The organism is Streptomyces sp. NPDC029152, from assembly GCF_055564355.1.
The window spans coordinates 88,917-114,368 of record NZ_JBVHWR010000006.1 but is presented as its reverse complement, the minus strand read 5'-3'; the positions used below and the strand labels follow the sequence as shown (position 1 = coordinate 114,368).

The following is a 25,452-nucleotide window of genomic DNA, read 5'->3' as shown; positions in this document are numbered from 1 at the left end:
CAACCCTGACGAGCCGGAAACTCAGAAAAGAGACACAGACAGTGGCGAACCAGTCCCGCCCCAAGGTCAAGAAGTCGCGTGCCCTCGGCATCGCGCTGACGCCGAAGGCCGTCAAGTACTTCGAGGCCCGCCCCTACCCGCCGGGCGAGCACGGCCGCGGCCGCAAGCAGAACTCGGACTACAAGGTCCGTCTGCTCGAGAAGCAGCGTCTGCGCGCGCAGTACGACCTCAGCGAGCGCCAGCTCGTCCGCGCCTACGAGCGTGCCTCCAAGACCAACATGAAGACCGGCGAGGCCCTGGTCATCGAGCTCGAGCGCCGTCTCGACGCGCTGGTCCTGCGTTCGGGCATCGCCCGCACGATCTACCAGGCCCGCCAGATGGTCGTCCACGGCCACATCCAGGTCAACGGCCAGAAGGTCGACAAGCCGTCCTTCCGCGTCCGTCCGGACGACGTCGTCCAGGTGCGCGAGCGCTCCAAGGACAAGACGCTCTTCACGATCGCCCGTGAGGGCGGCTTCGCCCCCGAGGGCGAGACCCCGCGCTACCTCCAGGTGAACCTCAAGGCCCTGGCGTTCCGCCTGGACCGCGAGCCGAACCGCAAAGAGATCCCGGTGATCTGCGACGAGCAGCTCGTCGTCGAGTACTACGCCCGCTGATCCAGCCGGACGTCAGTACCCCCGCGGTACCTCAGCCCGTCGTCTCCCCGCCCCTCCGGGTGGGCGAGGCGGCGGGCTTCGCGCTGTGCGCGCCCACCGGCGCGGGCCGGCCCGCCCGGCGCGGCGCCGGCAGCGCCGCCGCTGCCGGCCGCCGCAGCGCCCGCGTCACCGCCTCCGCACGGCCGAGCCGTGCCCCGTGCCGCACGTGCTCCTCGTACCGCTCGTCGCCCAGCTGCTCCCGCGCCATCGCCTCGCACAGCTCGTGCGGCGCGTTGTAGTGCGCCGACCCGAACAGCGGCAGCCCCACCGACGGCCACATCCGTCCCGCCGCGCCCTGGAGCACCGCGGCCTCCGCCGCGTCGCCCTCCGTCACCGTGACCACGGCCAGCAACTCCAGTGCCAGCACCGAACCCAGCTGGTCCCGGAAGCGGTGGGCGCCGGCCAGACAGTCGGTCAGCAGCTCGCGGGCGCGCACCGGATCGCCCTCGCTCCAGGCCGCGTACGCCAGCACGTACAGGGCGTACCCGCGGGCCCAGCGCTCGCCGTGGTCCTCGCACACCTGGCGCACGTCCTCGCACAACCGCACCGCGTCCGGCAGATCGCCCTGGAACGCCCGCGCCATCGCCAGCTCGACCTGGCCCATCAGCACGTTGGTGTTGAGCTCGCCGATCTGCCGGTAACGGCGCAGCGCCGACCGCAGCAGCGCCTCCGCGCGCGGCATGTCGTCCGTGACCAGCGCCAGACAGCCGGTGCGGTGCTCCGCGTACGCCATCGCCGTGGGGTTCTGCGACCGCTCGGCCTCCTGGCGGCACTCGTGGAGCGCCGCCAGCGCGGACACCGTGTCGCCCTGCAGGATCGTCACGTGCCCGAGCACCCACAGCGCCTTCAGCCGGGACTGCCCGCCCGCCGACCCCTCCACGTCCAGCCGCACCGCCTGCTCCAGCCAGTGCCGCCCCTCCGAGAGCCGTCCGCAGCCGACCCAGTGGAACCACAGGGCGCCCGCGAGGTACTGGCCCAGGTGCGCCTCGTCCGGCTCGGCCAGGCAGTACTCCAGGGCGCCGCGCAGATTCGGCAGCTCCGCCTCCACCCGCGCGGCCACCTCACGCTGGCGCGGCGAGAACCACTCCAGCTCGCACCAGGTCGCCAGCCCCACGTACCAGTCCCGGTGGCGGCGCCGCAGCCGCGCCGCGTCACCCGTCGCCTCCAGCCAGTCGGCACCGTACGCCCGCACCGTGTCGAGCATCCGGTACCGGACGCCGGCCGGCGTCTCCTCGCGCGTCAGCACGGACTGCGCCAGCAGCGCGCAGACCACGTCCAGCACGTCGTCGGCGGGCAGCCCGCCGCCGCTGCACACGTACTCGGCGGCCTCCAGGTCGAACGACCCCGTGAACACCGACAGCCGGGCCCACAGCAGCCGCTCCTGCGGCGTGCACAGCTCGTGGCTCCAGCCGATCGCGGTGCGCAGCGTCCGGTGCCGGGGCGGCGCGGCGCGGTCCCCGCCGGTCAGCAGCCGGAAGCGGTCGTCCAGCCGCCGCAGCATCTGCCCCGGCGACAGCGCGTCCAGCCGCCCGGCGGCCAGCTCGATCGCCAGCGGGATCCCGTCCAGCCGCCGGCACAGCTCCCGCAGCACTCCCTCGACGTCGGCGTCCACGGCGTCCCCGCACACGAGACCGCGCTGCGCCGCCCGGACGGCCAGCAGCTCCACCGCCTCCTCCGCGCTCAGCGGCGCCAGCGGCACCAGCCGCTCCCCGGCCACGCCCAGCGGCCTGCGCCCCACCGCCAGCACCCGCAGCCCCGGTACGCGGCCCAGCAGGGCGGCCGCCAGCGCGCCGCAGGCGTCCACCAGGTGCTCGACCCCGTCCAGGACCAGCAGCAGCTCCCGCTCGGCCAGGTGCGCGAGCAGCGTCTCGCGGGGCAGGCGCGTGGTGTGGTCGGTCAGGCCGAGCGCCTCCACGACCGCGTAGTCGACGAACTCCGGATCGCGCACCGGCGCCAGGTCCACCCGCCAAGCCCCGTCCCGGGGCGCGCACCGTGCCGCCGCCCGCGCCGCCAGGCGGGACTTCCCGACCCCGCCCGCCCCGGTCACCGTCACCAGCCGGGCGGCGTCGAGGGCCCGGGCCAGCCCGGCGAGCTCCGCCGCGCGCCCGACGAAGACGTCGGGCTCCAGCGGGAGGTTGCCGTGGGAGGAGCTGCCGTCGCGCCGATGGTCTCGCATGGAACACGGAGCGTACTGGCCCGTATTCACTCCGTACAATCGCTTCCCCCGTCTTCGCCGTACGCCGACGGTAATCCGGTACGGAGCCCGCTGCCCGGCGCGATAGGCTCGGTGCACGACTTTCTCGATGTTCTCGATGTTCAGGCACGTTTCAGGGAGCGGGTGCGCAGTGTCCGGTGGTGAGGTGGCCGGGATCCTGGTGGCCGTCTTCTGGGCGATCCTGGTCTCCTTCCTCGCCGTCGCACTGGCGAGGCTGGCCCAGACGCTCAGGGCGACCACCAAGCTGGTGGCGGACGTGACCGACCAGGCCGTCCCGCTGCTGGCCGACGCCTCCTCGGCGGTGCGCTCCGCGCAGACCCAGATCGACCGGGTCGACGCGATCGCCTCCGACGTCCAGGAGGTCACGTCGAACGCCTCGGCGCTGTCGACCACCGTGGCCTCCACCTTCGGCGGTCCGCTGGTCAAGGTCGCGGCGTTCGGCTACGGCGTGCGCAGGGCACTCGGCGGTCGCAAGGAGGACGTGCCCGCGGGCCCGGCCAAGGAGCCGCGGCGCACCGTGATCGTCGGCCGTACGATCCCGGAAGCGCGGCGGACGAAGCGGAAGAAGGACTGATCCAGCGATGTTCCGCCGTACGTTCTGGTTCGGCACCGGCGTCGCCGCCGGTGTGTGGGCCACCACCAAGGTCAACCGGAAGCTCAAGCAGCTGACCCCCGACAGCCTCGCCGCGACCGCGGCGAACAAGGCGATCGACGCGGGCACCCGGATCAAGGACCGCGCGGTGGGCTTCGCCCTCGACGTCCGCGACAACATGGCCCAGCGGGAGGCCGAACTGGACGACGCGCTCGGGCTGAACGCCCCCGTCGACCGAGAACTGCCCGCGGCCAGGCGGTACACCGCCATCGAGAACGGCAACGACCTGAGGTACGTCGACAGGACGACGTACTCGTACAACCGGAATGAGGACCACTGATGGAGTCGGCCGAGATCCGCCGCCGCTGGTTGAGCTTCTTCGAGGAGCGCGGGCACACCGTCGTCCCTTCGGCGTCGCTCATCGCGGACGACCCGACTCTGCTGCTGGTCAACGCCGGCATGGTGCCCTTCAAGCCGTACTTCCTCGGCGAGGTCAAGCCGTCGTTCGACCGCGCCACCAGCGTCCAGAAGTGCGTGCGCACACCGGACATCGAAGAGGTCGGCAAGACCACCCGGCACGGCACGTTCTTCCAGATGTGCGGCAACTTCTCCTTCGGCGACTACTTCAAGGAAGGCGCCGTCAAGCTCGCCTGGGAGCTGCTCACCAGCCCCCAGGACAAGGGCGGTTACGGCCTCGACCCCGAGCGCCTGTGGATCACCGTCTACGAGGACGACGACGAGGCCGAGCAGATCTGGCGCGACGTCGTCGGCGTCCCCGCCGAGCGCATCCAGCGCCTGGGCAAGAAGGACAACTTCTGGTCCATGGGCGTGCCCGGCCCCTGCGGCCCCTGCTCCGAGATCAACTACGACCGCGGTCCCGAGTTCGGCGTCGAGGGCGGCCCCGCCGTCAACGACGAGCGGTACGTGGAGATCTGGAACCTCGTCTTCATGCAGTACGAGCGGGGCGAGGGCACCGGCAAGGAGGACTTCGAGATCCTCGGTGACCTGCCGAGCAAGAACATCGACACCGGGCTCGGCCTGGAACGCCTCGCCATGATTCTGCAGGGCGTGCAGAACATGTACGAGATCGACACCTCCATGGCCGTCATCGACAAGGCCACCGAGCTGACCGGCGTGGCCTACGGCGACGCCCACGCCTCGGACGTCTCCCTGCGCGTGGTCACCGACCACATCCGCACCGCCGTGATGCTCATCGGCGACGGCGTCACCCCCGGCAACGAGGGCCGCGGCTACGTGCTGCGCCGCATCATGCGCCGCGCCATCCGCAACATGCGCCTGCTCGGCGCCACCGGACCGGTCGTCAAGGACCTGATCGACGTCGTGATCGGCATGATGGGGCAGCAGTACCCCGAGCTGATCACCGACCGCGAGCGGATCGAGAAGGTCGCCCTCGCCGAGGAGAACGCCTTCCTCAAGACGCTGAAGGCCGGCACCAACATCCTCGACACCGCCGTGAGTGAGACCAAGGCCTCCGGCGGCACCGTGCTCGCCGGCGACAAGGCCTTCCTGCTCCACGACACCTGGGGCTTCCCGATCGACCTCACCCTGGAGATGGCCGCCGAGCAGGGGCTGTCCGTGGACGAGGACGGCTTCCGGCGCCTGATGAAGGAGCAGCGGGAGCGCGCCAAGGCCGACGCCCAGGCCAAGAAGACCGGCCACGCCGACCTCGGCGCCTACCGCGAGATCGCCGACCGCGCCGGTGCCACCGACTTCATCGGCTACACCGACACCGAGGGCGAGTCCACGATCGTCGGCATCCTCGTCGACGGCGTCTCCTCCCCGGCCGCCACCGAGGGCGACGAGGTCGAGATCGTCCTCGACCGCACCCCCTTCTACGCCGAGGGCGGCGGCCAGATCGGCGACACCGGCCGCATCAAGGCCGACTCCGGCGCCGTCATCGAGGTCCGCGACTGCCAGAAGCCGGTCCCGGGCGTCTACGTCCACAAGGGCGTCGTCCAGGTCGGCGAGATCACCGTCGGGGCCAAGGCCCACGCCTCCATCGACGACCGGCGCCGCAAGGCCATCGCCCGCGCCCACTCGGCCACCCACCTCACCCACCAGGCCCTGCGCGACGCCCTTGGCCCGACGGCCGCCCAGGCAGGCTCCGAGAACCAGCCCGGCCGCTTCCGCTTCGACTTCGGCTCCCCGTCCGCCGTGCCGACGGCCGTGATGACCGACGTCGAGCAGAAGATCAACGAGGTGCTCGCCCGCGACCTCGACGTCCGCGCCGACGTCATGGGCATCGACGAGGCCAAGAAGCAGGGTGCCATCGCCGAGTTCGGCGAGAAGTACGGCGAGCGCGTCCGCGTCGTGACCATCGGCGACTTCTCCAAGGAGCTGTGCGGCGGCACCCACGTGCACAACACCGCCCAGCTCGGCCTGGTCAAGCTGCTCGGCGAGTCGTCCATCGGCTCCGGGGTGCGCCGCATCGAGGCCCTGGTCGGCGTGGACGCCTACAACTTCCTCGCCCGTGAGCACACGGTCGTCGCCCAGCTCCAGGAGCTGATCAAGGGCCGTCCGGAGGAGCTCCCGGAGAAGGTCTCCGCCATGCTCGGCAAGCTCAAGGACGCCGAGAAGGAGATCGAGAAGTTCCGCGCCGAGAAGGTCCTCCAGGCCGCCGGCTCGCTCGCCGACTCCGCCAAGGACGTGCGCGGCGTCGCCCTGGTGACCGGTCAGGTCCCCGACGGCACCACCGCCGACGACCTGCGCAAGCTGGTCCTCGACGTGCGCGGCCGCATCCAGGGCGGCCGGGCCGCGGTGGTCGCCCTCTTCACGACGGCCAACGGCAAGCCGCTCACCGTGATCGCCACCAACGAGGCGGCCCGCGAGCGCGGCCTGAAGGCCGGCGACCTGGTGCGCACCGCCGCCAAGACCCTCGGCGGCGGCGGTGGCGGCAAGCCGGACGTCGCCCAGGGCGGCGGCCAGAACCCGGCCGCCATCGGTGACGCCGTCGACGCCGTCGAGCGCCTCGTCGCCGAGACCGCGAAGTAGGGCGGGCGATGCGCAGAGGCCGCCGTCTCGCGATCGACGTCGGGGACGCCCGTATCGGGGTCGCCTCGTGCGACCCCGACGGGATCCTCGCCACCCCGGTGGAGACCGTCCCCGGGCGCGACGTCCCGGCGGCACACCGCCGCCTGCGCCAACTGGTCGAGGAGTACGAGCCCATCGAGGTCGTCGTCGGTCTCCCTCGCTCCCTCAAGGGGGGCGAGGGCCCGGCCGCGGCCAAGGTCAGGGGCTTCGCCCAGGAACTGGCCGAGGGCATCGCGCCCGTCCCCGTACGGCTGGTCGACGAGCGGATGACGACCGTGACGGCGAGCCAGGGGCTGCGCGCCTCGGGCGTGAAGTCCAAGAAGGGGAGATCGGTCATCGACCAGGCCGCCGCCGTGATCATCCTCCAGCAGGCGCTGGAATCCGAACGGGTGTCAGGCAATGCACCCGGCGAGGGCGTCGAAGTGGTCATCTGATCGCGATACGGTAACGTTCCGCGCGATGCGGCGGCGTTCGAACAGCCCCCGCACAGCAAGAGGCGGAGCGGAAGCCGGCCCCCATGGCAGGCCGCGCGGACCGCCGCCTCGCGGCTCTAGGGGATCGATGACTGAGTATGGCCGGGGCCCAGGCTCCGAACCGTGGCATCCGGAGGACCCGTTGTACGGGGACGGCGGATGGGGCGGGCAGCAGGCCCAGGCGGGTCAGCAGCCCCCCTACGGCGGCCAGCTGCAGCATTATCCGCAGCAGCAGCAGCAGCCGCAGTACGGCGACTGGGGCGGTGACGGCGGCCAGGGCGCGTACGGTCAGCCGCAGTACGACCAGTACGGTCAGCAGCCTCCCGAGCCGCAGTACGACCAGTACGGTCAGCAGCCTCCCGAGCCGCAGTACGACCAGTACGGTCAGCAGCCCCCCGAGCCGCAGTACGACCAGTACGGTCAGCCGCAGTACGACCAGCAGTACGCGGCCCAGGCGCATTCTCAGCAGGGCCAGGGCCAGGGCCACGACGGCGGCGGCTGGGGGACCGGCGAGCACCCTCACGCGCAGTACCCGGGCGACCCGTCGGACCCCTACGGCCAGCAGAACGCCGTCTACGGCGCGGAGCAGCCCGACTTCTACGGCACCCCGGAGGCGTACCCGCCGCCGGAGCCGCCCGGCCGCCGGCGCACCGATCCCGAACCGCGGAGCACCGACCAGGACCCCGGTTCCGACGAGGGCGAGCAGGCACCCGTCGCCGACGGGGACGCCAGTGACCCCGACGGCGGCCGGGGTGGCCGCGGTGAGCGCAGGGGCCGGGGCGGCAAGCCCAAGAAGGGCCGCAGCGGCCTCGCCTGTCTCGTGGTCTGCCTGGTGCTCGGCGGCGGCGTCGCGGGCGTCGGCTACTTCGGCCTGCAGTTCTACCAGGATCGTTTCGGCGCGGCCCCGGACTACGCGGGCAACGGCAACGGCGAGAAGGTGACCGTCACCATCCCCAAGGGGGCGGGCGGAGCGACGATCGGCCAGGAGCTCAAGCGCCAGGGCGTGGTGAAGAGCGTCGACGCCTTCATCAGCGCCCAGCAGAGCAATCCCGAGGGCAAGAGCATCCAGGACGGCGTGTACACGCTGCAGAAGGAGATGTCGGCCGCGGCCGCGGTGGAACTCCTGCTCAGCCCCGCCAGCCGCAGCAACCTGATCATCGCCGAGGGCTGGCGCAACGTGCAGGTCTACGCGAAGGTCGACGAGCAGCTCGGGGTGAAGAAGGGCACCACGGCGAAGGTCGCCGAGGCCCAGTGGAAGAACCTCGGCCTGCCCGACTGGGCGTTGAACCACCGCAACACCAAGGACCCGCTGGAAGGGTTCCTCTTCCCGTCCAGCTACCCGGCGGCCAAGGGCCAGAAGCCCGAGGACGTGCTCAAGCAGATGGTGGCGCGGGCCAACGAGCGGTACACGGAGCTCGGCCTGGAGTCGAAGGCGGAGAGCCTCGGTCTGGACGGCCCCTGGGAACTGCTCACCGTGGCCAGCATGGTGCAGGCCGAGGGCAAGACCCACGAGGACTTCCGCAAGATGTCCGAGGTCATCTACAACCGGCTCAAGCCCGACAACACCGAGACCAACCGGCTGCTCCAGTTCGACTCGAGCTACAACTACGCCAAGGGCCAGAGCAACATCCACATCGGCGAGTCCGAGATCAACCGCGACAAGGACCCGTACAACACCTACACCAACACGGGTCTGCCGCCGGGACCCATCAGCAACCCCGGTGACGAGGCGCTCCAGGCGTCGGTGGACCCCACGAACGACGGCTGGATCTACTTCGTGGCCACCGACGGCATGGACAAGACCGAATTCGCGAAGAACCACGACGATTTCCTGAAGCTGAAGGAAAAGTTCAATGCCAGTTAGGGCCGGGGCGCAGAGGGCGGCCGTGCTCGGCTCGCCGATCGCCCACTCCCTCTCCCCGGTGCTGCACCGCACCGCCTACGCGGAGCTGGGCCTGGAGGGCTGGACGTACGACCGCTTCGACGTCGACGAGGAGGCGCTCCCGGGCTTCTTCGAGGAGCTCGGCCCGGAATGGGCGGGACTGTCGCTGACCATGCCGCTCAAGCGGGCGGTGATCCCGCTGCTCGACGAGATCAGCGAGACGGCGGCCTCGGTGGACGCCGTGAACACCGTCGTCCTCACCGAGGACGGCCGCAGGACCGGCGACAACACCGACATTCCCGGCATGGTCGCCGCCCTGCGCGAGCACGGCATCGAGAAGGTCGACACCGCCGCCGTCCTCGGCGCCGGCGCCACCGCCTCCTCCGCGCTGGCCGCCCTGGCCCGGGTCTGCACGGGCGAGGTCACCGTGTACGTGCGCAGCGAGGCACGCGCCGCCGAGATGCGGGGCTGGGCCGAGCGGCTGGACGTCGACGTGCGCATCGCCGACTGGGCGCACGCCGGGCAGGCGCTGCACGCCCCGCTGGTCGTGGCCACCACGCCGGCCGGCACCACCGACGCGCTGGCCTCCGCCGTGCCGGAGATGCCCGGCACCCTCTTCGACGTGCTGTACGACCCCTGGCCGACCGCCCTCGCGGCCCGCTGGTCGGCGTACGGCGGTGCCGTGGTCAGCGGCCTCGACCTGCTGCTGCACCAGGCGGTGCTCCAGGTCGAGCAGATGACGGGCCGGGCCCCGGCCCCGCTGGCCGCCATGCGGGAGGCAGGCGAGCGCGCCCTCGCGGAACGCTAGGATCCGCCCGGTTGCGCGGGGGCGGAACCGGGAGGGGAAGACGGTCCTTGCCCACGGGCGTGCCCCTCGCATCCGCCGAGTCCCGGACAGACGAGGCCGTGCCGGGCTTCCTGCCCGACCGGGTGCGGCTCACGGCGCTCGCCCTGGGCGCCCGGCCGTCGTCGCGTCCTGCCCGACCGGGCTGAAGCACCGGACCGGCCGCCGGCGCGCGGCGCGAAGCGGTGCGCCGACCGGGGCGGCTTCGGCGGCCCCGGCCGTGCCGCGAAGCCGGCCACCTCGGTCCTGCGCGCCGCCGCGGGCATCGCCCCGGCCGCAGCCGAACGGTGCCAATCTCCTCGGTCCCCGCGCTCCCCGGCGCCGTCGGGGCGGCGGCTCCGCCCGAGCCCGCCCGTCCGTCAGATGGACCGACGGGCGGTTCCGGTGGCCGGACGTGGGAGGATCGGAGGTGGCGGGCCGGCTCCGCGCACCCGGTCGCGCCGTCGCCGTACGCGAGGAGACGTGTACGCAGGGCAGTACCGGGCGCGAGCACTGAGGAGCACCGTTGAGCAGGTTGCGCTGGCTGACCGCGGGGGAGTCCCACGGTCCCGCACTCGTCGCGACGCTGGAGGGACTGCCCGCCGGCGTGCCGATCACCACGGACATGGTGGCGGACCACCTGGCGAGGCGGCGGCTCGGCTACGGTCGCGGTGCGCGGATGAAGTTCGAGCGGGACGAGGTCACCTTCCTCGGCGGTGTCCGGCACGGCCTCACCCTCGGCTCCCCGGTCGCGATCATGGTGGGCAACACCGAGTGGCCGAAGTGGGAACAGGTCATGGCGGCCGACCCGGTCGACCCCGAGGTGCTGGCGGGCCTGGCCCGCAACGCCCCGCTGACCCGCCCCCGGCCCGGCCACGCCGACCTCGCGGGCATGCAGAAGTACGGCTTCGACGAGGCCCGGCCGATCCTGGAGCGCGCCTCCGCGCGGGAGACGGCCGCCCGGGTGGCCCTGGGCGCCGTGGCGCGGTCGTACCTGAAGGAGACGGCCGGCATCGAGATCGTCAGCCACGTCACCGAGCTGTGCTCCGTGAAGGCCCCGCAGGGCGTGTACCCCACCCCGGCGGACGTCGAGAGGCTGGACGCCGACCCGCTGCGCTGCCTGGACGCGGACACCTCCAAGGCGATGGTCGCGGAGATCGACCAGGCCCACAAGGACGGCGACACGCTCGGCGGTGTGGTCGAGGTGCTGGCGTACGGCGTCCCGGTCGGCCTCGGCTCGCACGTGCACTGGGACCGCAAGCTGGACGCCCGGCTGGCCGGCGCCCTGATGGGCATCCAGGCCATCAAGGGCGTCGAGATCGGCGACGGCTTCGAGCTGGCCCGGGTGCCCGGTTCCAAGGCGCACGACGAGATCGTCGGCACGCCCGAGGGCATCCGCCGCGTCTCCGGACGCGCCGGCGGCACCGAGGGCGGCCTCTCCACCGGTGAGCTGCTGCGGGTCCGCGCCGCGATGAAGCCGATCGCGACCGTGCCGCGCGCCCTGAGGACCGTGGACGTGACCACCGGCGAGGCCGCGCAGGCCCACCACCAGCGCTCCGACGTCTCCGCGGTCCCGGCGGCCGGCATCGTCGCCGAGGCGATGGTCGCCCTGGTCCTCGCGGACGCGGTGGCGGAGAAGTTCGGCGGCGACAGCGTCACCGAGACCCGCCGCAACGTCACCTCGTACCTCGACAACCTGGCCGTCCGATGAGCACCCCGCTGATCGTCCTGGTCGGACCGATGGGCGTCGGCAAGTCCACCGTCGGGCAACTGCTCGCCGAGCGCCTCGGCGCCGCGTACCGGGACACCGACGAGGACATCGTCTCCGCCCAGGGACGGACCATCGCCGAGATCTTCGTGGACGAGGGCGAGGCCGCCTTCCGGGCCCTGGAGAAGCAGGCCGTGCGCACGGCCCTCGCCGCTCACGACGGCGTCCTCGCCCTCGGCGGCGGCGCGGTCCTCGACGCGGACACCCGCGGCCTGCTCGCCGGGCAGCGCGTCGTCTACCTGTCGATGGACGTCGAGGAGGCGGTCAGGCGCACCGGCCTGAACGCCGCGCGCCCCCTGCTGGCGGTCAACCCGCGCAAGCAGTGGCGCGAGCTGATGGAGGCCCGCCGCCACCTCTACGAGGAGGTCGCGACGGCCGTCGTCGCCACCGACGGACGCACGCCCGAAGAAGTCACGCAAGCGGTCCTGGACGCACTGGAGTTGAAAGAAGCATGAGCGAGGAAGTCACCCGGATCCAGGTCGGGGGGACCGCGGGTTCCGAGCCCTACGAGGTCCTGGTGGGCCGTCAGCTCCTGGGCGAGCTGGCCGGGCTGATCGGCCCCAAGGCCAAACGGGTCGCGGTGATCCACCCCGAGGCGCTCGCCGAGACCGGTGACGCGCTGCGTGCCGACCTCGCCGAGCAGGGCTACGAGGCGATCGCCGTCCAGGTGCCCAACGCCGAGGAGGCCAAGACCGCCGAGGTCGCCGCCTACTGCTGGAAGGCGCTCGGCCAGTCCGGGTTCACCCGCACCGACGTCATCGTCGGCGTCGGCGGCGGCGCCAGCACCGACCTCGCCGGCTTCGTGGCCGCGACCTGGCTGCGCGGCGTGCGCTGGATCGCCGTCCCGACCACCGTGCTGGCCATGGTCGACGCGGCCGTCGGCGGCAAGACCGGCATCAACACCGCCGAGGGCAAGAACCTCGTCGGCGCCTTCCACCCGCCGGCCGGTGTCCTGTGCGACCTGGCCGCCCTGGACTCCCTCCCGGTCAACGACTACGTCTCGGGCCTCGCCGAGGTCATCAAGGCCGGCTTCATCGCCGACCCGGCGATCCTGGACCTGATCGAGTCCGACCCCCAGGCCGCGCGCACCCCGGCCGGACCGCACACCGCCGAGCTGATCGTGCGCTCCATCAAGGTCAAGGCCGAGGTCGTCTCCTCCGACCTGAAGGAGGCGGGCCTGCGGGAGATCCTGAACTACGGTCACACCCTGGGCCACGCCATCGAGAAGAACGAGCGCTACAAGTGGCGCCACGGCGCCGCCGTCTCCGTCGGCATGCACTTCGCCGCCGAACTGGGCCGCCTCGCGGGCCGGCTGGACGACGCCACCGCCGACCGCCACCGCAGCATCCTCGAAGCGGTCGGCCTGCCGCTCCACTACCGCTACGACCAGTGGCCCAAGCTGGTGGAGAACATGAAGGTCGACAAGAAGTCCCGCGGCGACCTGCTGCGCTTCATCGTCCTGGACGGCCTGGCCAAGCCCACCGTCCTGGAGGGCCCCGACCCGGCCGTCCTCCTCGCCGCCTACGGCGAGGTGGGCCAGTAGGTCCCCCCTCGTACCTTCCGTCCGGTCCATCGCGCGGGGCGGGCACTTCGGGCCGCCCCCGGCCGTTCACCCGAGGACGGCCGGGGACGGTACCGTTCGGGTGGGGCCCCTCCCACGCCCTTTAGGCTGTGGGGGAGAGCGGGTACCCCTCCCGCTGTCAGCGCCCATCGCCTGTACGAGACGGAGTGGCACCGGATGCAGCACGCAGTGGGTTCTCCGCTGCCGCCGCCCCCTCAGCCGGGGCACGGACCGGCCGTCGGCTGGTCCCCGGCCGCACACCACCCGGGCCCGCACCAGGGTCCCGCCCCCGTGCCCCCGCCCGTGGCGCCGGGACACCCCGTGCGGACCCCGCACCCCGGGGCCCCGCACCAGGCCCCGGCGCCGCAGCCCGTGCCGGACACCACCGGACACGTCCCGCTGCCCCCCGGCGGTCCCGTCGCCGCGCCTGGCGTGCCGCCCGCCGCGGCCGCCGTGCCCGACCCGGCCACCACCACCCTCGCGGTGCTGCTCATCGGCCCCGCCGGCGCGGGCAAGACCAGCGTCGCCAAGTACTGGGCGGACCACCGCAGGGTCCCCACCGCCCACATCAGCCTCGACGACGTGCGCGAATGGGTCCGCTCGGGCTTCGCCGACCCCCAGTCCGGGTGGAACGAGAACTCCGAGGCCCAGTACCGCCTCGCCCGCCGCACCTGCGGCTTCTCCGCGCGCAACTTCCTCGCCAACGGCATCTCGTGCATCCTCGACGACGCCGTCTTCCCGGACCGCCCGGTCGTCGGGCTCGGCGGCTGGAAGCGGCACGTCGGCCCCGGCCTGCTCCCGGTCGTCCTCCTGCCCGGACTGGACGTCGTCCTGGAGCGCAACGCCGAGCGCAGCGGCAACCGGCGGCTCACCGACGAGGAGGTCGCCCGCATCCACGGCCGCATGGCCGGCTGGTACGGCTCGGGCCTTCCGATCATCGACAACTCCCAGCTCGACGTCCCGGAGACGGCCCAGGTCCTGGACGAGGTCCTGTCCCGCTCGATAGCCAGCCCACCGAGCTGGTGACGCAGGGGGCGGAGGGGCGCCCCGAAGCGGCGCGGGGAACCGCGCGACGAGCCCCCGCCGGCCGTCGGCCGCCGGACGACGCCCGTCCCCACCCCGACCGCGCACCCTGCGTACCCAAGCGCACCGCCCACTCGGCCCTCCCGAGCGGCGCCCCCCGGGCGGCGCTCTTAGGCTCGGGTCATGTCAGAGGTGTACGCGGCCCGCCGGACGCGTCTACGAGAACGCTGCAACGCGGGCGGCAGCGCGGCGGCGCTCGTCTCCCGGCCCGCCAACGTGCGCTATCTCGCGGGAGCCGCCCCGCACGGCGCCGTGCTGCTGCTGGGCAAGACCGAGGACCTCCTGGTGTGCTCCGGCCCGCCGGACGAGCGGCCCACCGAGGGCAGGCCCGACGAGGCTCTGCCGCTGCGCTCCCTGCCCGGCCCCGGCGGTGACCCCGCCGTCGCCGCCGCCGGTCTCGCCGCGGCCCAGGGCGCCGAGTCCCTCGCCACCGAGGACCACCACCTCACCGTCGCCCGGCAGCGGGCCATGCGCTCGGCCGCGCCCGGGCTGCGCCTGACGGACCTCGGCCAAGCGGTCGAGCAGCTCCGGGTGGTCAAGGACGAGGAGGAGATCTCCTGCCTGCGGATCGGCGCCGAGATCGCCGACCAGGCCCTCGGCGAGCTGCTGGAGTCCATCCTCGTCGGCCGCACCGAACGGCACCTCGCCCTGGAACTGGAACGCCGCCTCGTCGACCACGGCGCCGACGGCCCCGCCTTCCCGACCTCCGTCGGCACGGGCCCGAACTCCGGGCGCCGCGGCCACCGGCCCACCGACCGGCGCGTGGAGGAGGGCGACTTCCTCTCCGTCTGCCTGGGCGCGACGTACCGCGGTTACCGGTGCGAGATCGGCCGTACGTTCGTCATCGGCACCTCGCCGGCCGACTGGCAGATCGAGCTGTACGACCTCGTCTTCTCCGCGCAGCGGGCCGGCCGGGAGGCCCTCGTACCCGGCGCCGCCTGCCGTGATGTGGACCGCGCCGCCCGCCAGACACTGGACTCCGCGGGGTACGCGGAGAACCTTCCGGCCCTCATCGGTCACGGTGTGGGACTCGAAATCGACGAGGACCCGCAGTTGGCCCCGGCGGCCATGGGTAAACTGGACGCTTGTGTGCCGGTCACCGTCGAACCGGGGGTCCACCTCCCGGGCCGGGGCGGTGTCCGGATCGATGACACGCTCGTCGTGCGCCCCGAGGCGGACGGCGGACCCGAGCTACTCACCATCACGACCAAGGAGCTGCTCGCGCTCTAGCCTCGCGCTGTGCGCATGCCGGCACCGGGGTCGTCCACGTCAGTCCAGGAGATTCCGCAACCGTGGCTTCCACGAACGACCTCAAGAACGGCATGGTGCTCAAGCTCGAAGGCGGCCAGCTCTGGTCCGTCGTCGAGTTCCAGCACGTCAAGCCCGGCAAGGGCCCGGCCTTCGTGCGCACCAAGCTCAAGAACGTGCTTTCCGGCAAGGTCGTCGACAAGACCTTCAACGCCGGCGTCAAGGTCGAGACGGCCACTGTCGACAAGCGTGACATGCAGTTCTCGTACATGGACGGCGACTACTTCGTCTTCATGGACATGGAGACCTACGACCAGCTCATGGTCGACCGCAAGGCCGTCGGCGACGCCGCCAACTTCCTTGTCGAGGGCTTCACCGCCACCGTCGCCCAGCACGAGGGCGAGGTGCTCTTCGTCGAGCTGCCGGCCGCCGTCGAGCTGACCGTCCAGGAGACCGAGCCGGGCGTCCAGGGCGACCGCTCCACCGGCGGCACCAAGCCCGCCACGCTGGAGACCGGCCACCAGATCCAGGTCCCGCTCTTCATCACCACCGGTGAGAAGATCAAGGTCGACACCCGTACGAGCGACTACCTCGGCCGGGTGAACAGCTAACCGTGGCTGCTCGCAACACGGCCCGCAAACGCGCCTTCCAGATCCTCTTCGAGGGCGATCAGCGCGGCGCCGACGTCCTGACGGTCCTCGCGGACTGGGTCCGGCACTCCCGGTCCGACACCCGGCAGCCGCCGGTGAGCGAGTACACGATGGAGCTCGTCGAGGGTTACGCCGAGCGCGCGAAGCGCATCGACGAGCTCATCGCCCAGTACTCGGTCGGCTGGACGCTCGACCGCATGCCGGTCGTCGACCGCAACATCCTGCGCCTCGGTGCGTACGAGCTGATCTGGGTCGACGCGACCCCGGACGCCGTCGTCCTCGACGAGATGGTGCAGCTGGCGAAGGAGTTCTCCACGGACGAGTCGCCGGCGTTCGTCAACGGTCTGCTCGGCCGGCTGAAGGAACTGAAGCCTTCGCTGCGCCGTGACGAGGCCTGACGGAGACGGACACAGACGCCGGGGGCCTGCGGCGACCGACGACGGTCGCCGCAGGCCCCCGGCGTCTGTTCGTGCTCGCCGTTCCTTCGGCAGTCGCATACGCCGCCGGGGTGGCCGGAAGCCTCAGGCTTCCGGCCACCCCGGCGGCACGTTTCTGCTGGCGCTCAGGCGTCCTCGTGGGACGCCACCGCGCGGCGCGCGTCCGCGTCCAGGACGCCCCAGCTGATCAGCTGCTCGGTGAGGACCGAGGGCGACTGGTCGTAGATGACGGCGAGTGTGCGCAGGTCGTCCTGGCGGATCGAGAGCACCTTGCCGTTGTAGTCGCCGCGCTGCGACTGGATCGTGGCCGCGTACCGCTGCAGCGGACCCGCCTTCTCGGCCGGCACCGTGGCCAGCCGCTCCAGGTCCAGGACCAGCTTCGGCGGCGGCTCGGCGGCGCCACCGGGGGTGGTGCCGGGCAGCAGCTCCTGCACGGGAACGCCGTAGAAGTCCGCCAGCTCGGCGAGGCGCTGCACGGTCACGGCACGGTCACCGCGCTCGTACGACCCGACCACGACCGCCTTCCAGCGGCCCTGGGACTTCTCCTCGACACCGTGGAGGGAAAGGCCCTGCTGGGTGCGGATGGCCCGGAGCTTGGCCCCGAGCTGTTTGGCGTATTCGCTGGACATATGGCTCCCCGGACAAGGTGTCGACGCGGCCGGCTGTGTTGTCTGCCGCGCGGCTGGTAACTCACTGTGAGGTTACGCAGCGTTACTCTTCTGCGTCAAGCCGAACGGTCCGCACCGACCCTTCCGTGCCACCCGCGGGCCGTTGCTGCGAACGGGTGACGCGGACGTGGCGCGGGAGTGACGGGGGAGTGTCGGGGCCCGATCGGGGCGGTCCCGCGGGCCTGATACCGTAGGTGGCGCAAATCCGACGTCCTTTAAGGTCCGTCCCGTGAGGCGGAGAAGGAGGTCCGTTTCGTATGGACAAGCAGGACAGCAGGCAGCAGGGCGCGCAGTCCGACGCCCGGCCCGTTCTCGAAGGGCCCGACATCGCGCGGGTGCTGACCCGTATCGCCCACGAGATCGTCGAACGCGCCAAGGGCGCCGACGACGTGGTGCTCCTCGGCATCCCGACCCGGGGCGTCTTCCTCGCCCGGCGGCTCGCCGACAAGCTGGAGCGGATCACCGAGCGCACGGTGCCGGTCGGCTCGCTCGACATCACCATGTACCGCGACGACCTGCGCATGCAGCCCCCGCGCGCACTGGCCCGCACCGAGATCCCCGGTGACGGCATCGACGGCCGTCTGGTCGTCCTCGTCGACGACGTCCTCTTCTCCGGCCGCACCATCCGCGCCGCCCTGGACGCCCTGAACGACATCGGCCGCCCGCGCGCGGTGCAGCTCGCGGTCCTCGTCGACCGCGGCCACCGCGAACTGCCCATCCGGGCCGACTACGTCGGCAAGAACCTCCCCACGTCGCTGCGGGAGACGGTCAAGGTCCAGCTCGCCGAGGAGGACGGTCGCGACACCGTGCTGCTCGGTGCCAAGCCGGACACCCCGGGCGCCCACCCGTAGCCCCGGCGTACGCCCTCACCGGTGCCGTACGCCCGCTCGGTGTGCCCCCGCGCGCACCCGGCCGCCCGAATTATCCCGCTCTTCCGCATGAATCGCCTTACGGAGCCTGACAGATGCAGCGTCATCTCATCTCGGCCGCCGACCTCACCCGCGACGACGCCGTCCTGATCCTCGACACCGCCGAGGAGATGGCCCGGGTCGCGGACCGGCCGATCAAGAAACTGCCCACCCTGCGCGGCCGGACCGTCGTCAACCTCTTCTTCGAGGACTCCACCCGGACCCGGATCTCCTTCGAGGCCGCCGAGAAGCGCCTGTCCGCGGACGTCATCAACTTCACCGCCAAGGGCTCCAGCGTCTCCAAGGGCGAGTCCCTGAAGGACACCGCCCAGACCCTGGAGGCGATGGGCGTCGACGCCGTCGTCATCCGTCACGGCGCCTCCGGCGCCCCGTACCGCCTGGCCACCTCCGGCTGGATCGACGCCCACGTCATCAACGCCGGCGACGGCACCCACCAGCACCCCACCCAGGCCCTGCTGGACGCCTTCACCATGCGCCGCCGCCTGGTCGGCCGCGACACCGGTCTCGGCAAGGACCTCGACGGCCGCCGCGTCACCCTGGTCGGCGACGTCCTGCACAGCCGCGTCGCCCGCTCCAACGTCGACCTGCTGCACACCCTCGGCGCCGAGGTCACCCTCGTGGCCCCGCCGACCCTGCTGCCGGTCGGCGTCGAGACCTGGCCCTGCGAGGTCTCCTACGACCTCGACTCCACCCTGCCGAAGTCCGACGCGGTGATGATGCTGCGCGTGCAGCGCGAGCGCATGAACGCCGCGTTCTTCCCGACCGAGCGCGAGTACTCCCGCCGGTACGGCCTCGACGGCGACCGCATGGCGAAGATGCCCGGACACGCCATCGTGATGCACCCCGGCCCGATGGTCCGCGGCATGGAGATCACCGCCGAGGTCGCCGACTCCGACCGCTGCACCGTCGTCGAGCAGGTGGCCAACGGCGTCTCCATCCGGATGGCCGTCCTCTACCTGCTGCTCGGCGGCGCCGAGTTCGGTGCGAAGACCGAGCCCGCCGTCATCCACGCCCGCACCTCCGAGGAGAAGTAAGAAGATGAGCAAGACCCTGATCCGTGGTGCGAAGGTGCTCGGCGGCGAGCCGCAGGACGTGCTGATCGACGGCGGCGTCATCGCCGGGGTGGGCACGGGACTGAGCACCGAGGGCGCCGAGGTCGTCGAGGCCGCCGGCCAGGTGCTGCTGCCCGGCCTGGTCGACCTGCACACCCACCTGCGCGAGCCCGGCCGGGAGGACTCCGAGACCGTCCTCACCGGCACCCGCGCGGCGGCGAGCGGCGGCTACACCAGCGTCTTCGCCATGGCCAACACCTTCCCGGTCGCCGACACCGCGGGCGTCGTCGAGCAGGTCTGGCGGCTCGGCCAGGAGTCCGGCTACTGCGACGTGCAGCCCATCGGCGCCGTCACCGTCGGCCTGGAGGGCGCCAAGCTCGCCGAGCTGGGCGCCATGCACGAGTCCGCGGCCGGCGTCACCGTCTTCTCCGACGACGGCAAGTGCGTCCACGACGCCGTGATCATGCGCCGCGCCCTGGAGTACGTGAAGGCCTTCGGCGGCGTCGTCGCCCAGCACGCGCAGGAGCCCCGGCTCACCGAGGGCGCCCAGATGAACGAGGGCGTCGTCTCCGCCGAGCTGGGCCTCGGCGGCTGGCCCGCCGTCGCCGAGGAGTCGATCATCGCCCGCGACGTGCTGCTCGCCGAGCACGTCGGCTCCCGCGTCCACATCTGCCACCTGTCGACCGCCGGCAGCGTCGAGATCGTCCGCTGGGCCAAGTCCCGCGGCATCGACGTCACCGCCGAGGTCACCCCGCACCACCTGCTCCTCACCGACGAGCTGGTGCGGTCGTACAACCCGGTCTACAAGGTCAACCCGCCGCTGCGCACCGAGCGGGACGTGCACGCCCTGCGCGAGGCGCTGGCGGACGGCACGATCGACATCGTCGCCACCGACCACGCCCCGCACCCGCACGAGGACAAGGACTGCGAGTGGGCCGCCGCCGCCATGGGCATGGTCGGCCTGGAGACCGCGCTGTCGGTGGTCCAGGAGACCATGGTGGACACGGGCCTGCTCGACTGGGCCGGCGTCGCCGACCGGATGTCCTTCACGCCGGCGCGGATCGGACGGGCCGCCGGACACGGCCGTCCCGTCTCGGCTGGTGAGCCCGCCAACCTCACCCTCGTCGACACGGCATACCGTGGCCGGGTGGACCCCGCGGGCTTCGCCTCGCGCAGTCGCAACACCCCGTACGAGGGGCGTGAGCTGCCGGGCCGTGTGACGCACACGTGGCTGCGGGGCAAGGCCACGCTCGTCGACGGGAAGCTCACGTGACACCTGTAATCCTGCTGGCCGCCGAGAAGGAATCGGCGGAAGTGACCGACTGGGCCGCCCGCCTCGGCTGGGTCGTCGGCCTCGGCCTGTTCGTCGCGCTCGTCTACTGGCTGATGCGCGAGGGCTGGAAGTGGCGCAGCACCCTCCAGGGCGACCTGCCCGACCTGCCCACCGTGCCGGACGAGCCGGGCCCGGCGAGACTGACGATGAGCGGCCGCTACCACGGCTCCACCACCGCCGGTCAGTGGCTCGACCGCATCGTGGCGCAGGGCCTGGGCACCCGGAGCCGGGCCGAGCTCACGCTGACGGACGCGGGACTGGACGTCGTACGCCCCGGCGCGACCGACTTCTTCGTCCCCGTCGCCGCGCTGCGCGGGGCCCGGCTGGACAAAGGCATCGCCGGCAAGGTGCTCACGGAAGGCGGTCTGCTGATCGTCACCTGGGCGCACGGCGACAAACTGATCGACTCCGGTTTCCGCTCCGACCACGCGGCCGGGCACAACGAGTGGGTCGACACCCTGAACGACATGATCAACAAGACGGAAACGGAAGGCGCACGATGACGACCTCCACCAGGGGAGCCCACAGGACTCCCGCCGTACTCGTCCTGGAGGACGGCCGGGTCTTCCGCGGCCGCGCCTACGGGGCCGTGGGGGCGACCTTCGGCGAAGCCGTGTTCTCCACCGGCATGACCGGCTACCAGGAGACCCTCACCGACCCGTCGTACCACCGTCAGGTCGTCGTGATGACCGCCCCGCACGTCGGGAACACGGGCGTCAACGACGAGGACATGGAGTCCAGGAAGATCTGGGTCTCCGGGTACGTGGTCCGTGACCCCGCCCGCGTGCCCTCCAGCTGGCGCTCGACGCGCACGCTGGACGAGGAGCTCGCCGCCCAGGGCGTCGTCGGCATCTCCGGCATCGACACCCGCGCCCTCACCCGCCACCTGCGGGAGCGCGGCGCCATGCGCGTCGGCATCTTCTCCGGCAACGCGCTGCCCGACGAGGGCACCATGCTCGCCGAGGTCCGCCAGGCCCCCGAGATGAGCGGCGCCGACCTCTCCGCCGAGGTCGCCACCACCGAGCCGTACGTCGTCCCGGCGATCGGCGAGAAGAAGTTCACTGTCGCCGCCGTCGACCTCGGCATCAAGGGCATGACCCCGCACCGCATGGCCGAGCGCGGCATCGAGGTGCACGTCCTGCCCGCCACGGCCACCGTCGAGGACGTCTACGCCGTCGACCCGGACGGCGTGTTCTTCTCCAACGGCCCCGGCGACCCGGCCACCGCCGACCACCCGGTCTCGGTCATGCAGGGCGTCCTGGAGCGCGGCACCCCGCTGTTCGGCATCTGCTTCGGCAACCAGATCCTGGGCCGCGCCCTCGGCTTCGGCACCTTCAAGCTGAAGTACGGCCACCGCGGCATCAACCAGCCGGTGCAGGACCGTACGACCGGCAAGGTCGAGGTCACCGCGCACAACCACGGCTTCGCCGTCGACGCCCCGCTCGACAAGGTCTCCGACACCCCCTACGGCCGCGCCGAGGTCTCCCACGTCTGCCTCAACGACAACGTGGTGGAGGGCCTCCAGCTCCTCGACAGGCCGGCCTTCAGCGTCCAGTACCACCCCGAAGCGGCAGCCGGTCCGCACGACGCCGCATACCTGTTCGATCGCTTCGTTTCCCTGATGGAGGGCCAGCGTGCCTAAGCGCACCGATATCCAGTCCGTCCTGGTCATCGGCTCCGGCCCGATCGTCATCGGCCAGGCCGCCGAGTTCGACTACTCCGGCACCCAGGCGTGCCGCGTGCTCAAGGCCGAGGGCCTGCGCGTCGTCCTGGTGAACTCCAACCCGGCGACGATCATGACCGACCCGGAGATCGCCGACGCCACCTACGTCGAGCCGATCACCCCCGAGTTCGTCGAGAAGATCATCGCCAAGGAGCGGCCCGACGCGCTGCTGCCCACCCTGGGCGGCCAGACGGCGCTCAACACCGCGATCTCGCTGCACGAGAACGGTGTCCTGGAGAAGTACGGCGTCGAGCTGATCGGCGCCAACGTGGAGGCGATCCACAAGGGCGAGGACCGCGACCTGTTCAAGGAGGTCGTGGAGGAGGTCCGCAAGAAGATCGGGCACGGCGAGTCCGCCCGCTCGGTCATCTGCCACTCCATGGACGACGTCCTCGCCGGCGTCGAGACGCTCGGCGGCTACCCGGTCGTCGTCCGCCCCTCCTTCACCATGGGCGGCGCCGGCTCCGGCTTCGCGCACGACGAGGAGGAGCTGCGCCGCATCGCCGGACAGGGCCTCACCCTCTCGCCGACCACCGAGGTGCTCCTGGAGGAGTCCATCCTCGGCTGGAAGGAGTACGAGCTGGAGCTGATGCGCGACAAGAACGACAACGTCGTGGTCGTCTGCTCCATCGAGAACTTCGACCCCATGGGCGTGCACACGGGCGACTCGATCACCGTCGCGCCCGCGATGACGCTGACCGACCGCGAGTACCAGATCCTCCGCGACGTCGGCATCGCGATCATCCGCGAGGTCGGCGTCGACACCGGCGGCTGCAACATCCAGTTCGCGGTGAACCCGGCCGACGGCCGCGTCATCGTCATCGAGATGAACCCGCGTGTGTCGCGTTCGTCCGCCCTCGCCTCCAAGGCCACCGGCTTCCCGATCGCGAAGATCGCCGCCAAGCTGGCCGTCGGCTACACGCTGGACGAGATCCCGAACGACATCACGCAGGAGACCCCGGCCTCCTTCGAGCCGACGCTCGACTACGTGGTCGTGAAGGCCCCGCGGTTCGCCTTCGAGAAGTTCCCCTCGGCGGACTCGACGCTGACGACCACCATGAAGTCCGTCGGCGAGGCCATGGCCATCGGCCGCAACTTCACCGAGGCCTTCCAGAAGGCGCTGCGCTCGCTGGAGAAGAAGGGCAGCCAGTTCACCTTCGTCGGCGAGCCCGGCGACAAGACGGCCCTGCTCGAAGAGGCCGTCCGGCCCACCGACGGCCGGATCAACGCCGTCATGCAGGCCATCCGCGCCGGTGCCACGCCCGAGGAGGTCTTCGCGTACACGAAGATCGACCCCTGGTTCGTCGACCAGCTCTTCCTCATCAAGGAGCTCGCCGACGAGCTCGCCGAGGCGCCCGAGCTGACCGCCGACCTGCTCGGCGAGGCCAAGCGGCACGGGTTCTCCGACCAGCAGATCGGTGAGATCCGCGGCCTGCGCGAGGACGTCGTCCGCGAGGTGCGGCACGCGCTCGGCATCCGCCCGGTCTACAAGACGGTCGACACCTGCGCCGCCGAGTTCGCCGCGAAGACCCCGTACTTCTACTCGTCCTACGACGAGGAGACCGAGGTCGCGCCGCGCGAGAAGCCCGCGGTGATCATCCTGGGCTCCGGCCCGAACCGCATCGGCCAGGGCATCGAGTTCGACTACTCCTGCGTCCACGCCTCCTTCGCGCTGAGCGACGCCGGGTACGAGACCGTGATGGTCAACTGCAACCCGGAGACCGTCTCCACCGACTACGACACCTCCGACCGGCTGTACTTCGAGCCGCTCACCCTGGAGGACGTCCTGGAGATCGTCCACGCGGAGGCGCAGGCCGGCCCGATCGCGGGCGTCGTCGTCCAGCTCGGCGGCCAGACCCCGCTGGGCCTGGCGCAGGCGCTCAAGGACAACGGCGTGCCGGTGGTGGGCACCCCCCCGGAGGCCATCCACGCCGCCGAGGACCGCGGCGCCTTCGGCCAGGTCCTGGCGCAGGCCGGTCTGCCCGCCCCCAAGCACGGCACCGCCACCACCTTCGCCGGGGCCAAGGCCATCGCCGACGAGATCGGCTACCCGGTCCTCGTCCGTCCGTCCTACGTGCTCGGCGGACGCGGCATGGAGATCGTCTACGACGAGACCCGCCTCGAGGCGTACATCGCCGAGTCGACCGAGATCAGCCCGTCCCGCCCGGTCCTGGTCGACCGGTTCCTGGACGACGCGATCGAGATCGACGTCGACGCCCTGTACGACGGCGAGGAGCTGTACCTCGGCGGCGTCATGGAGCACATCGAGGAGGCCGGCATCCACTCCGGCGACTCGGCGTGCGCCCTGCCCCCCATCACGCTCGGCGGCTTCGACATCAAGCGGCTGCGCGCCTCCACCGAGGGCATCGCCAAGGGCGTCGGCGTGCGCGGCCTGATCAACATCCAGTTCGCGCTGGCCGGGGACATCCTCTACGTCCTGGAGGCCAACCCGCGCGCCTCGCGTACCGTCCCCTTCACCTCGAAGGCGACCGCGGTGCCGCTGGCCAAGGCCGCCGCCCGCATCTCGCTCGGCGCGACCATCGCCGAGCTGCGCGCCGAGGGCCTGCTGCCCAAGCACGGCGACGGCGGCGAGCTGCCGCTGGACGCGCCGATCTCCGTCAAGGAGGCCGTGATGCCGTGGTCCCGCTTCCGGGACATCCACGGACGCGGCGTCGACACGGTGCTCGGCCCGGAGATGCGCTCCACCGGCGAGGTCATGGGCATCGACTCCGTCTTCGGCACGGCGTACGCCAAGTCGCAGGCGGGCGCCTACGGGCCGCTGCCGACCAAGGGACGGGCGTTCATCTCGGTCGCCAACCGCGACAAGCGCTCGATGATCTTCCCGGCCCGTGAGCTGGTCGCCCACGGCTTCGAACTGCTCGCCACCTCCGGCACCGCCGAGGTCCTGCGGCGCAACGGCATCAACGCCACGGTGGTCCGCAAGCAGTCCGAGGGCACCGGCCCGAACGGCGAGAAGACCATCGTCCAGCTCATCCACGACGGCGAGGTCGACCTCATCGTCAACACCCCGTACGGCACCGGCGGCCGCCTCGACGGCTACGACATCCGCACGGCGGCCGTGGCGCGGTCCGTGCCGTGCCTGACGACGGTCCAGGCGCTCGCCGCGGCGGTCCAGGGCATCGACGCCCTCAACCGCGGGGACGTGGGAGTGCGCTCACTGCAGGAACACGCCGAGTTCCTGACCGCGGCCCGCGACTAGCGGCCCCGAGGGGGACACCGGAAACGGTGTCCCCCTCTTCATGAGCCCT

General features: G+C 71.8%; 22 protein-coding genes. 20 read left to right on the top strand and 2 right to left on the bottom strand.

From position 1 onward, the window contains the following. The first annotated feature begins 41 nt into the window (after nt 1-41). Nucleotides 42-656 carry a 30S ribosomal protein S4 gene (gene rpsD, locus ACZ4V6_RS14715; protein ID WP_077797756.1) on the top strand — a complete coding sequence of 205 codons (615 nt, stop codon included), beginning with the start codon at nt 42-44 and terminating at the stop codon, nt 654-656. A gap of 31 nt (nt 657-687) precedes the next feature. On the opposite strand, the gene ACZ4V6_RS14710 is transcribed toward rpsD, so the two are convergent. Further along, nucleotides 688-2,871: an ATP-binding protein gene (locus tag ACZ4V6_RS14710; RefSeq protein ID WP_467826716.1), complete on the bottom strand. Its 2,184-nt coding sequence runs from the start codon at nt 2,869-2,871 to the stop codon at nt 688-690. Between the two features lie 169 nt (nt 2,872-3,040). Here ACZ4V6_RS14710 and ACZ4V6_RS14705 point away from each other — a divergent pair, with 169 nt between their 5' ends. The 13 genes from ACZ4V6_RS14705 (at nt 3,041) to nusB (ending at nt 16,439) form a co-directional block, all read left to right on the top strand. Further along, nucleotides 3,041-3,484: a DUF948 domain-containing protein gene (locus ACZ4V6_RS14705; protein WP_467826714.1), complete on the top strand. Its 444-nt coding sequence runs from the start codon at nt 3,041-3,043 to the stop codon at nt 3,482-3,484. Nucleotides 3,485-3,491: 7 nt separating this feature from the next. Then, nucleotides 3,492-3,842, top strand: coding sequence for a hypothetical protein (locus ACZ4V6_RS14700; RefSeq protein ID WP_467826712.1), 351 nt, complete (start codon nt 3,492-3,494; stop codon nt 3,840-3,842). Next, nucleotides 3,842-6,514 (top strand): alanine--tRNA ligase, encoded by a 2,673-nt coding sequence (alaS, locus tag ACZ4V6_RS14695; RefSeq protein WP_467826709.1) that lies wholly within the window; start codon nt 3,842-3,844, stop codon nt 6,512-6,514. The genes ACZ4V6_RS14700 and alaS overlap by 1 nt, the downstream gene beginning before the upstream one ends. An 8-nt stretch (nt 6,515-6,522) precedes the next feature. Next, nucleotides 6,523-6,987 (top strand): Holliday junction resolvase RuvX, encoded by a 465-nt coding sequence (gene ruvX / locus ACZ4V6_RS14690; RefSeq protein ID WP_467826707.1) that lies wholly within the window; start codon nt 6,523-6,525, stop codon nt 6,985-6,987. Nucleotides 6,988-7,114: 127 nt separating this feature from the next. Continuing rightward, nucleotides 7,115-8,890, top strand: a complete 1,776-nt coding sequence (mltG, locus tag ACZ4V6_RS14685; RefSeq protein ID WP_467826705.1) for an endolytic transglycosylase MltG — start codon at nt 7,115-7,117, stop codon at nt 8,888-8,890. After that, on the top strand, nt 8,880-9,716 hold the full coding sequence (locus ACZ4V6_RS14680; protein WP_467826703.1) for a shikimate dehydrogenase: 837 nt from the start codon (nt 8,880-8,882) through the stop codon (nt 9,714-9,716). The genes mltG and ACZ4V6_RS14680 overlap by 11 nt, the downstream gene beginning before the upstream one ends. 541 nt (nt 9,717-10,257) lie before the next feature. After that, nucleotides 10,258-11,442 (top strand): chorismate synthase, encoded by a 1,185-nt coding sequence (gene aroC, locus ACZ4V6_RS14675; protein WP_467826701.1) that lies wholly within the window; start codon nt 10,258-10,260, stop codon nt 11,440-11,442. Beyond that, nucleotides 11,439-11,954, top strand: a complete 516-nt coding sequence (locus tag ACZ4V6_RS14670) for a shikimate kinase (protein WP_467826698.1) — start codon at nt 11,439-11,441, stop codon at nt 11,952-11,954. Before aroC ends, ACZ4V6_RS14670 begins: the two co-directional genes overlap by 4 nt. Continuing rightward, complete coding sequence (gene aroB, locus ACZ4V6_RS14665) at nt 11,951-13,042, top strand: 3-dehydroquinate synthase (protein WP_467826695.1); 1,092 nt, start codon at nt 11,951-11,953, stop codon at nt 13,040-13,042. The genes ACZ4V6_RS14670 and aroB overlap by 4 nt, the downstream gene beginning before the upstream one ends. A gap of 195 nt (nt 13,043-13,237) precedes the next feature. Next, on the top strand, nt 13,238-14,086 hold the full coding sequence (locus ACZ4V6_RS14660; protein WP_467826693.1) for a Pro-rich N-terminal domain-containing protein: 849 nt from the start codon (nt 13,238-13,240) through the stop codon (nt 14,084-14,086). Nucleotides 14,087-14,266: 180 nt separating this feature from the next. Next, nucleotides 14,267-15,373 (top strand): aminopeptidase P family protein, encoded by a 1,107-nt coding sequence (locus ACZ4V6_RS14655; RefSeq protein ID WP_467826691.1) that lies wholly within the window; start codon nt 14,267-14,269, stop codon nt 15,371-15,373. A 62-nt stretch (nt 15,374-15,435) separates the two neighbouring features. Continuing rightward, nucleotides 15,436-16,002: an elongation factor P gene (gene efp / locus ACZ4V6_RS14650; protein WP_059420847.1), complete on the top strand. Its 567-nt coding sequence runs from the start codon at nt 15,436-15,438 to the stop codon at nt 16,000-16,002. A gap of 2 nt (nt 16,003-16,004) precedes the next feature. Beyond that, nucleotides 16,005-16,439 carry a transcription antitermination factor NusB gene (gene nusB, locus ACZ4V6_RS14645; RefSeq protein WP_189230641.1) on the top strand — a complete coding sequence of 145 codons (435 nt, stop codon included), beginning with the start codon at nt 16,005-16,007 and terminating at the stop codon, nt 16,437-16,439. A 164-nt stretch (nt 16,440-16,603) separates the two neighbouring features. Here the strand turns inward: nusB and bldD are convergent, their stop codons facing one another. Next, nucleotides 16,604-17,107 (bottom strand): transcriptional regulator BldD, encoded by a 504-nt coding sequence (gene bldD / locus ACZ4V6_RS14640; protein ID WP_006131213.1) that lies wholly within the window; start codon nt 17,105-17,107, stop codon nt 16,604-16,606. A 296-nt stretch (nt 17,108-17,403) separates the two neighbouring features. On the opposite strand from bldD, the gene pyrR reads away from it, so the two are divergent. The 6 genes from pyrR to carB all read left to right on the top strand — a co-directional run bounded on the left by pyrR (nt 17,404) and on the right by carB (nt 25,403). After that, entirely contained in the window at nt 17,404-17,997 is a 594-nt protein-coding gene (gene pyrR, locus ACZ4V6_RS14635) for a bifunctional pyr operon transcriptional regulator/uracil phosphoribosyltransferase PyrR (RefSeq protein ID WP_467826687.1), read from the top strand. A 113-nt stretch (nt 17,998-18,110) separates the two neighbouring features. Continuing rightward, complete coding sequence (locus ACZ4V6_RS14630; protein WP_467826684.1) at nt 18,111-19,109, top strand: aspartate carbamoyltransferase catalytic subunit; 999 nt, start codon at nt 18,111-18,113, stop codon at nt 19,107-19,109. A 4-nt stretch (nt 19,110-19,113) separates the two neighbouring features. Beyond that, nucleotides 19,114-20,400, top strand: a complete 1,287-nt coding sequence (locus ACZ4V6_RS14625; RefSeq protein ID WP_467826681.1) for a dihydroorotase — start codon at nt 19,114-19,116, stop codon at nt 20,398-20,400. After that, nucleotides 20,397-20,963 (top strand): PH-like domain-containing protein, encoded by a 567-nt coding sequence (locus tag ACZ4V6_RS14620; protein WP_467826679.1) that lies wholly within the window; start codon nt 20,397-20,399, stop codon nt 20,961-20,963. Before ACZ4V6_RS14625 ends, ACZ4V6_RS14620 begins: the two co-directional genes overlap by 4 nt. After that, nucleotides 20,960-22,102 carry a glutamine-hydrolyzing carbamoyl-phosphate synthase small subunit gene (gene carA, locus ACZ4V6_RS14615; RefSeq protein ID WP_467826677.1) on the top strand — a complete coding sequence of 381 codons (1,143 nt, stop codon included), beginning with the start codon at nt 20,960-20,962 and terminating at the stop codon, nt 22,100-22,102. Before ACZ4V6_RS14620 ends, carA begins: the two co-directional genes overlap by 4 nt. Then, nucleotides 22,095-25,403: a carbamoyl-phosphate synthase large subunit gene (carB, locus tag ACZ4V6_RS14610; protein ID WP_467826675.1), complete on the top strand. Its 3,309-nt coding sequence runs from the start codon at nt 22,095-22,097 to the stop codon at nt 25,401-25,403. The genes carA and carB overlap by 8 nt, the downstream gene beginning before the upstream one ends. Nucleotides 25,404-25,452: the final 49 nt, after the last annotated feature.

Coding starts and splice junctions, on each gene's coding strand:
- ACZ4V6_RS14700 (WP_467826712.1), top strand. CDS start 3,492: ATGTTCCGCCGTACGTTCTGGTTCGGCACCGGCGTCGCCGCCGGTGTG.
- ACZ4V6_RS14630 (WP_467826684.1), top strand. CDS start 18,111: ATGCAGCGTCATCTCATCTCGGCCGCCGACCTCACCCGCGACGACGCC.
- ACZ4V6_RS14710 (WP_467826716.1), bottom strand. CDS start 2,871: ATGCGAGACCATCGGCGCGACGGCAGCTCCTCCCACGGCAACCTCCCG.
- alaS (WP_467826709.1), top strand. CDS start 3,842: ATGGAGTCGGCCGAGATCCGCCGCCGCTGGTTGAGCTTCTTCGAGGAG.
- ACZ4V6_RS14655 (WP_467826691.1), top strand. CDS start 14,267: ATGTCAGAGGTGTACGCGGCCCGCCGGACGCGTCTACGAGAACGCTGC.
- aroB (WP_467826695.1), top strand. CDS start 11,951: ATGAGCGAGGAAGTCACCCGGATCCAGGTCGGGGGGACCGCGGGTTCC.
- pyrR (WP_467826687.1), top strand. CDS start 17,404: ATGGACAAGCAGGACAGCAGGCAGCAGGGCGCGCAGTCCGACGCCCGG.
- bldD (WP_006131213.1), bottom strand. CDS start 17,107: ATGTCCAGCGAATACGCCAAACAGCTCGGGGCCAAGCTCCGGGCCATC.
- ACZ4V6_RS14680 (WP_467826703.1), top strand. CDS start 8,880: ATGCCAGTTAGGGCCGGGGCGCAGAGGGCGGCCGTGCTCGGCTCGCCG.
- ACZ4V6_RS14625 (WP_467826681.1), top strand. CDS start 19,114: ATGAGCAAGACCCTGATCCGTGGTGCGAAGGTGCTCGGCGGCGAGCCG.
- ruvX (WP_467826707.1), top strand. CDS start 6,523: ATGCGCAGAGGCCGCCGTCTCGCGATCGACGTCGGGGACGCCCGTATC.
- mltG (WP_467826705.1), top strand. CDS start 7,115: ATGACTGAGTATGGCCGGGGCCCAGGCTCCGAACCGTGGCATCCGGAG.
- carA (WP_467826677.1), top strand. CDS start 20,960: ATGACGACCTCCACCAGGGGAGCCCACAGGACTCCCGCCGTACTCGTC.
- ACZ4V6_RS14670 (WP_467826698.1), top strand. CDS start 11,439: ATGAGCACCCCGCTGATCGTCCTGGTCGGACCGATGGGCGTCGGCAAG.
- ACZ4V6_RS14660 (WP_467826693.1), top strand. CDS start 13,238: ATGCAGCACGCAGTGGGTTCTCCGCTGCCGCCGCCCCCTCAGCCGGGG.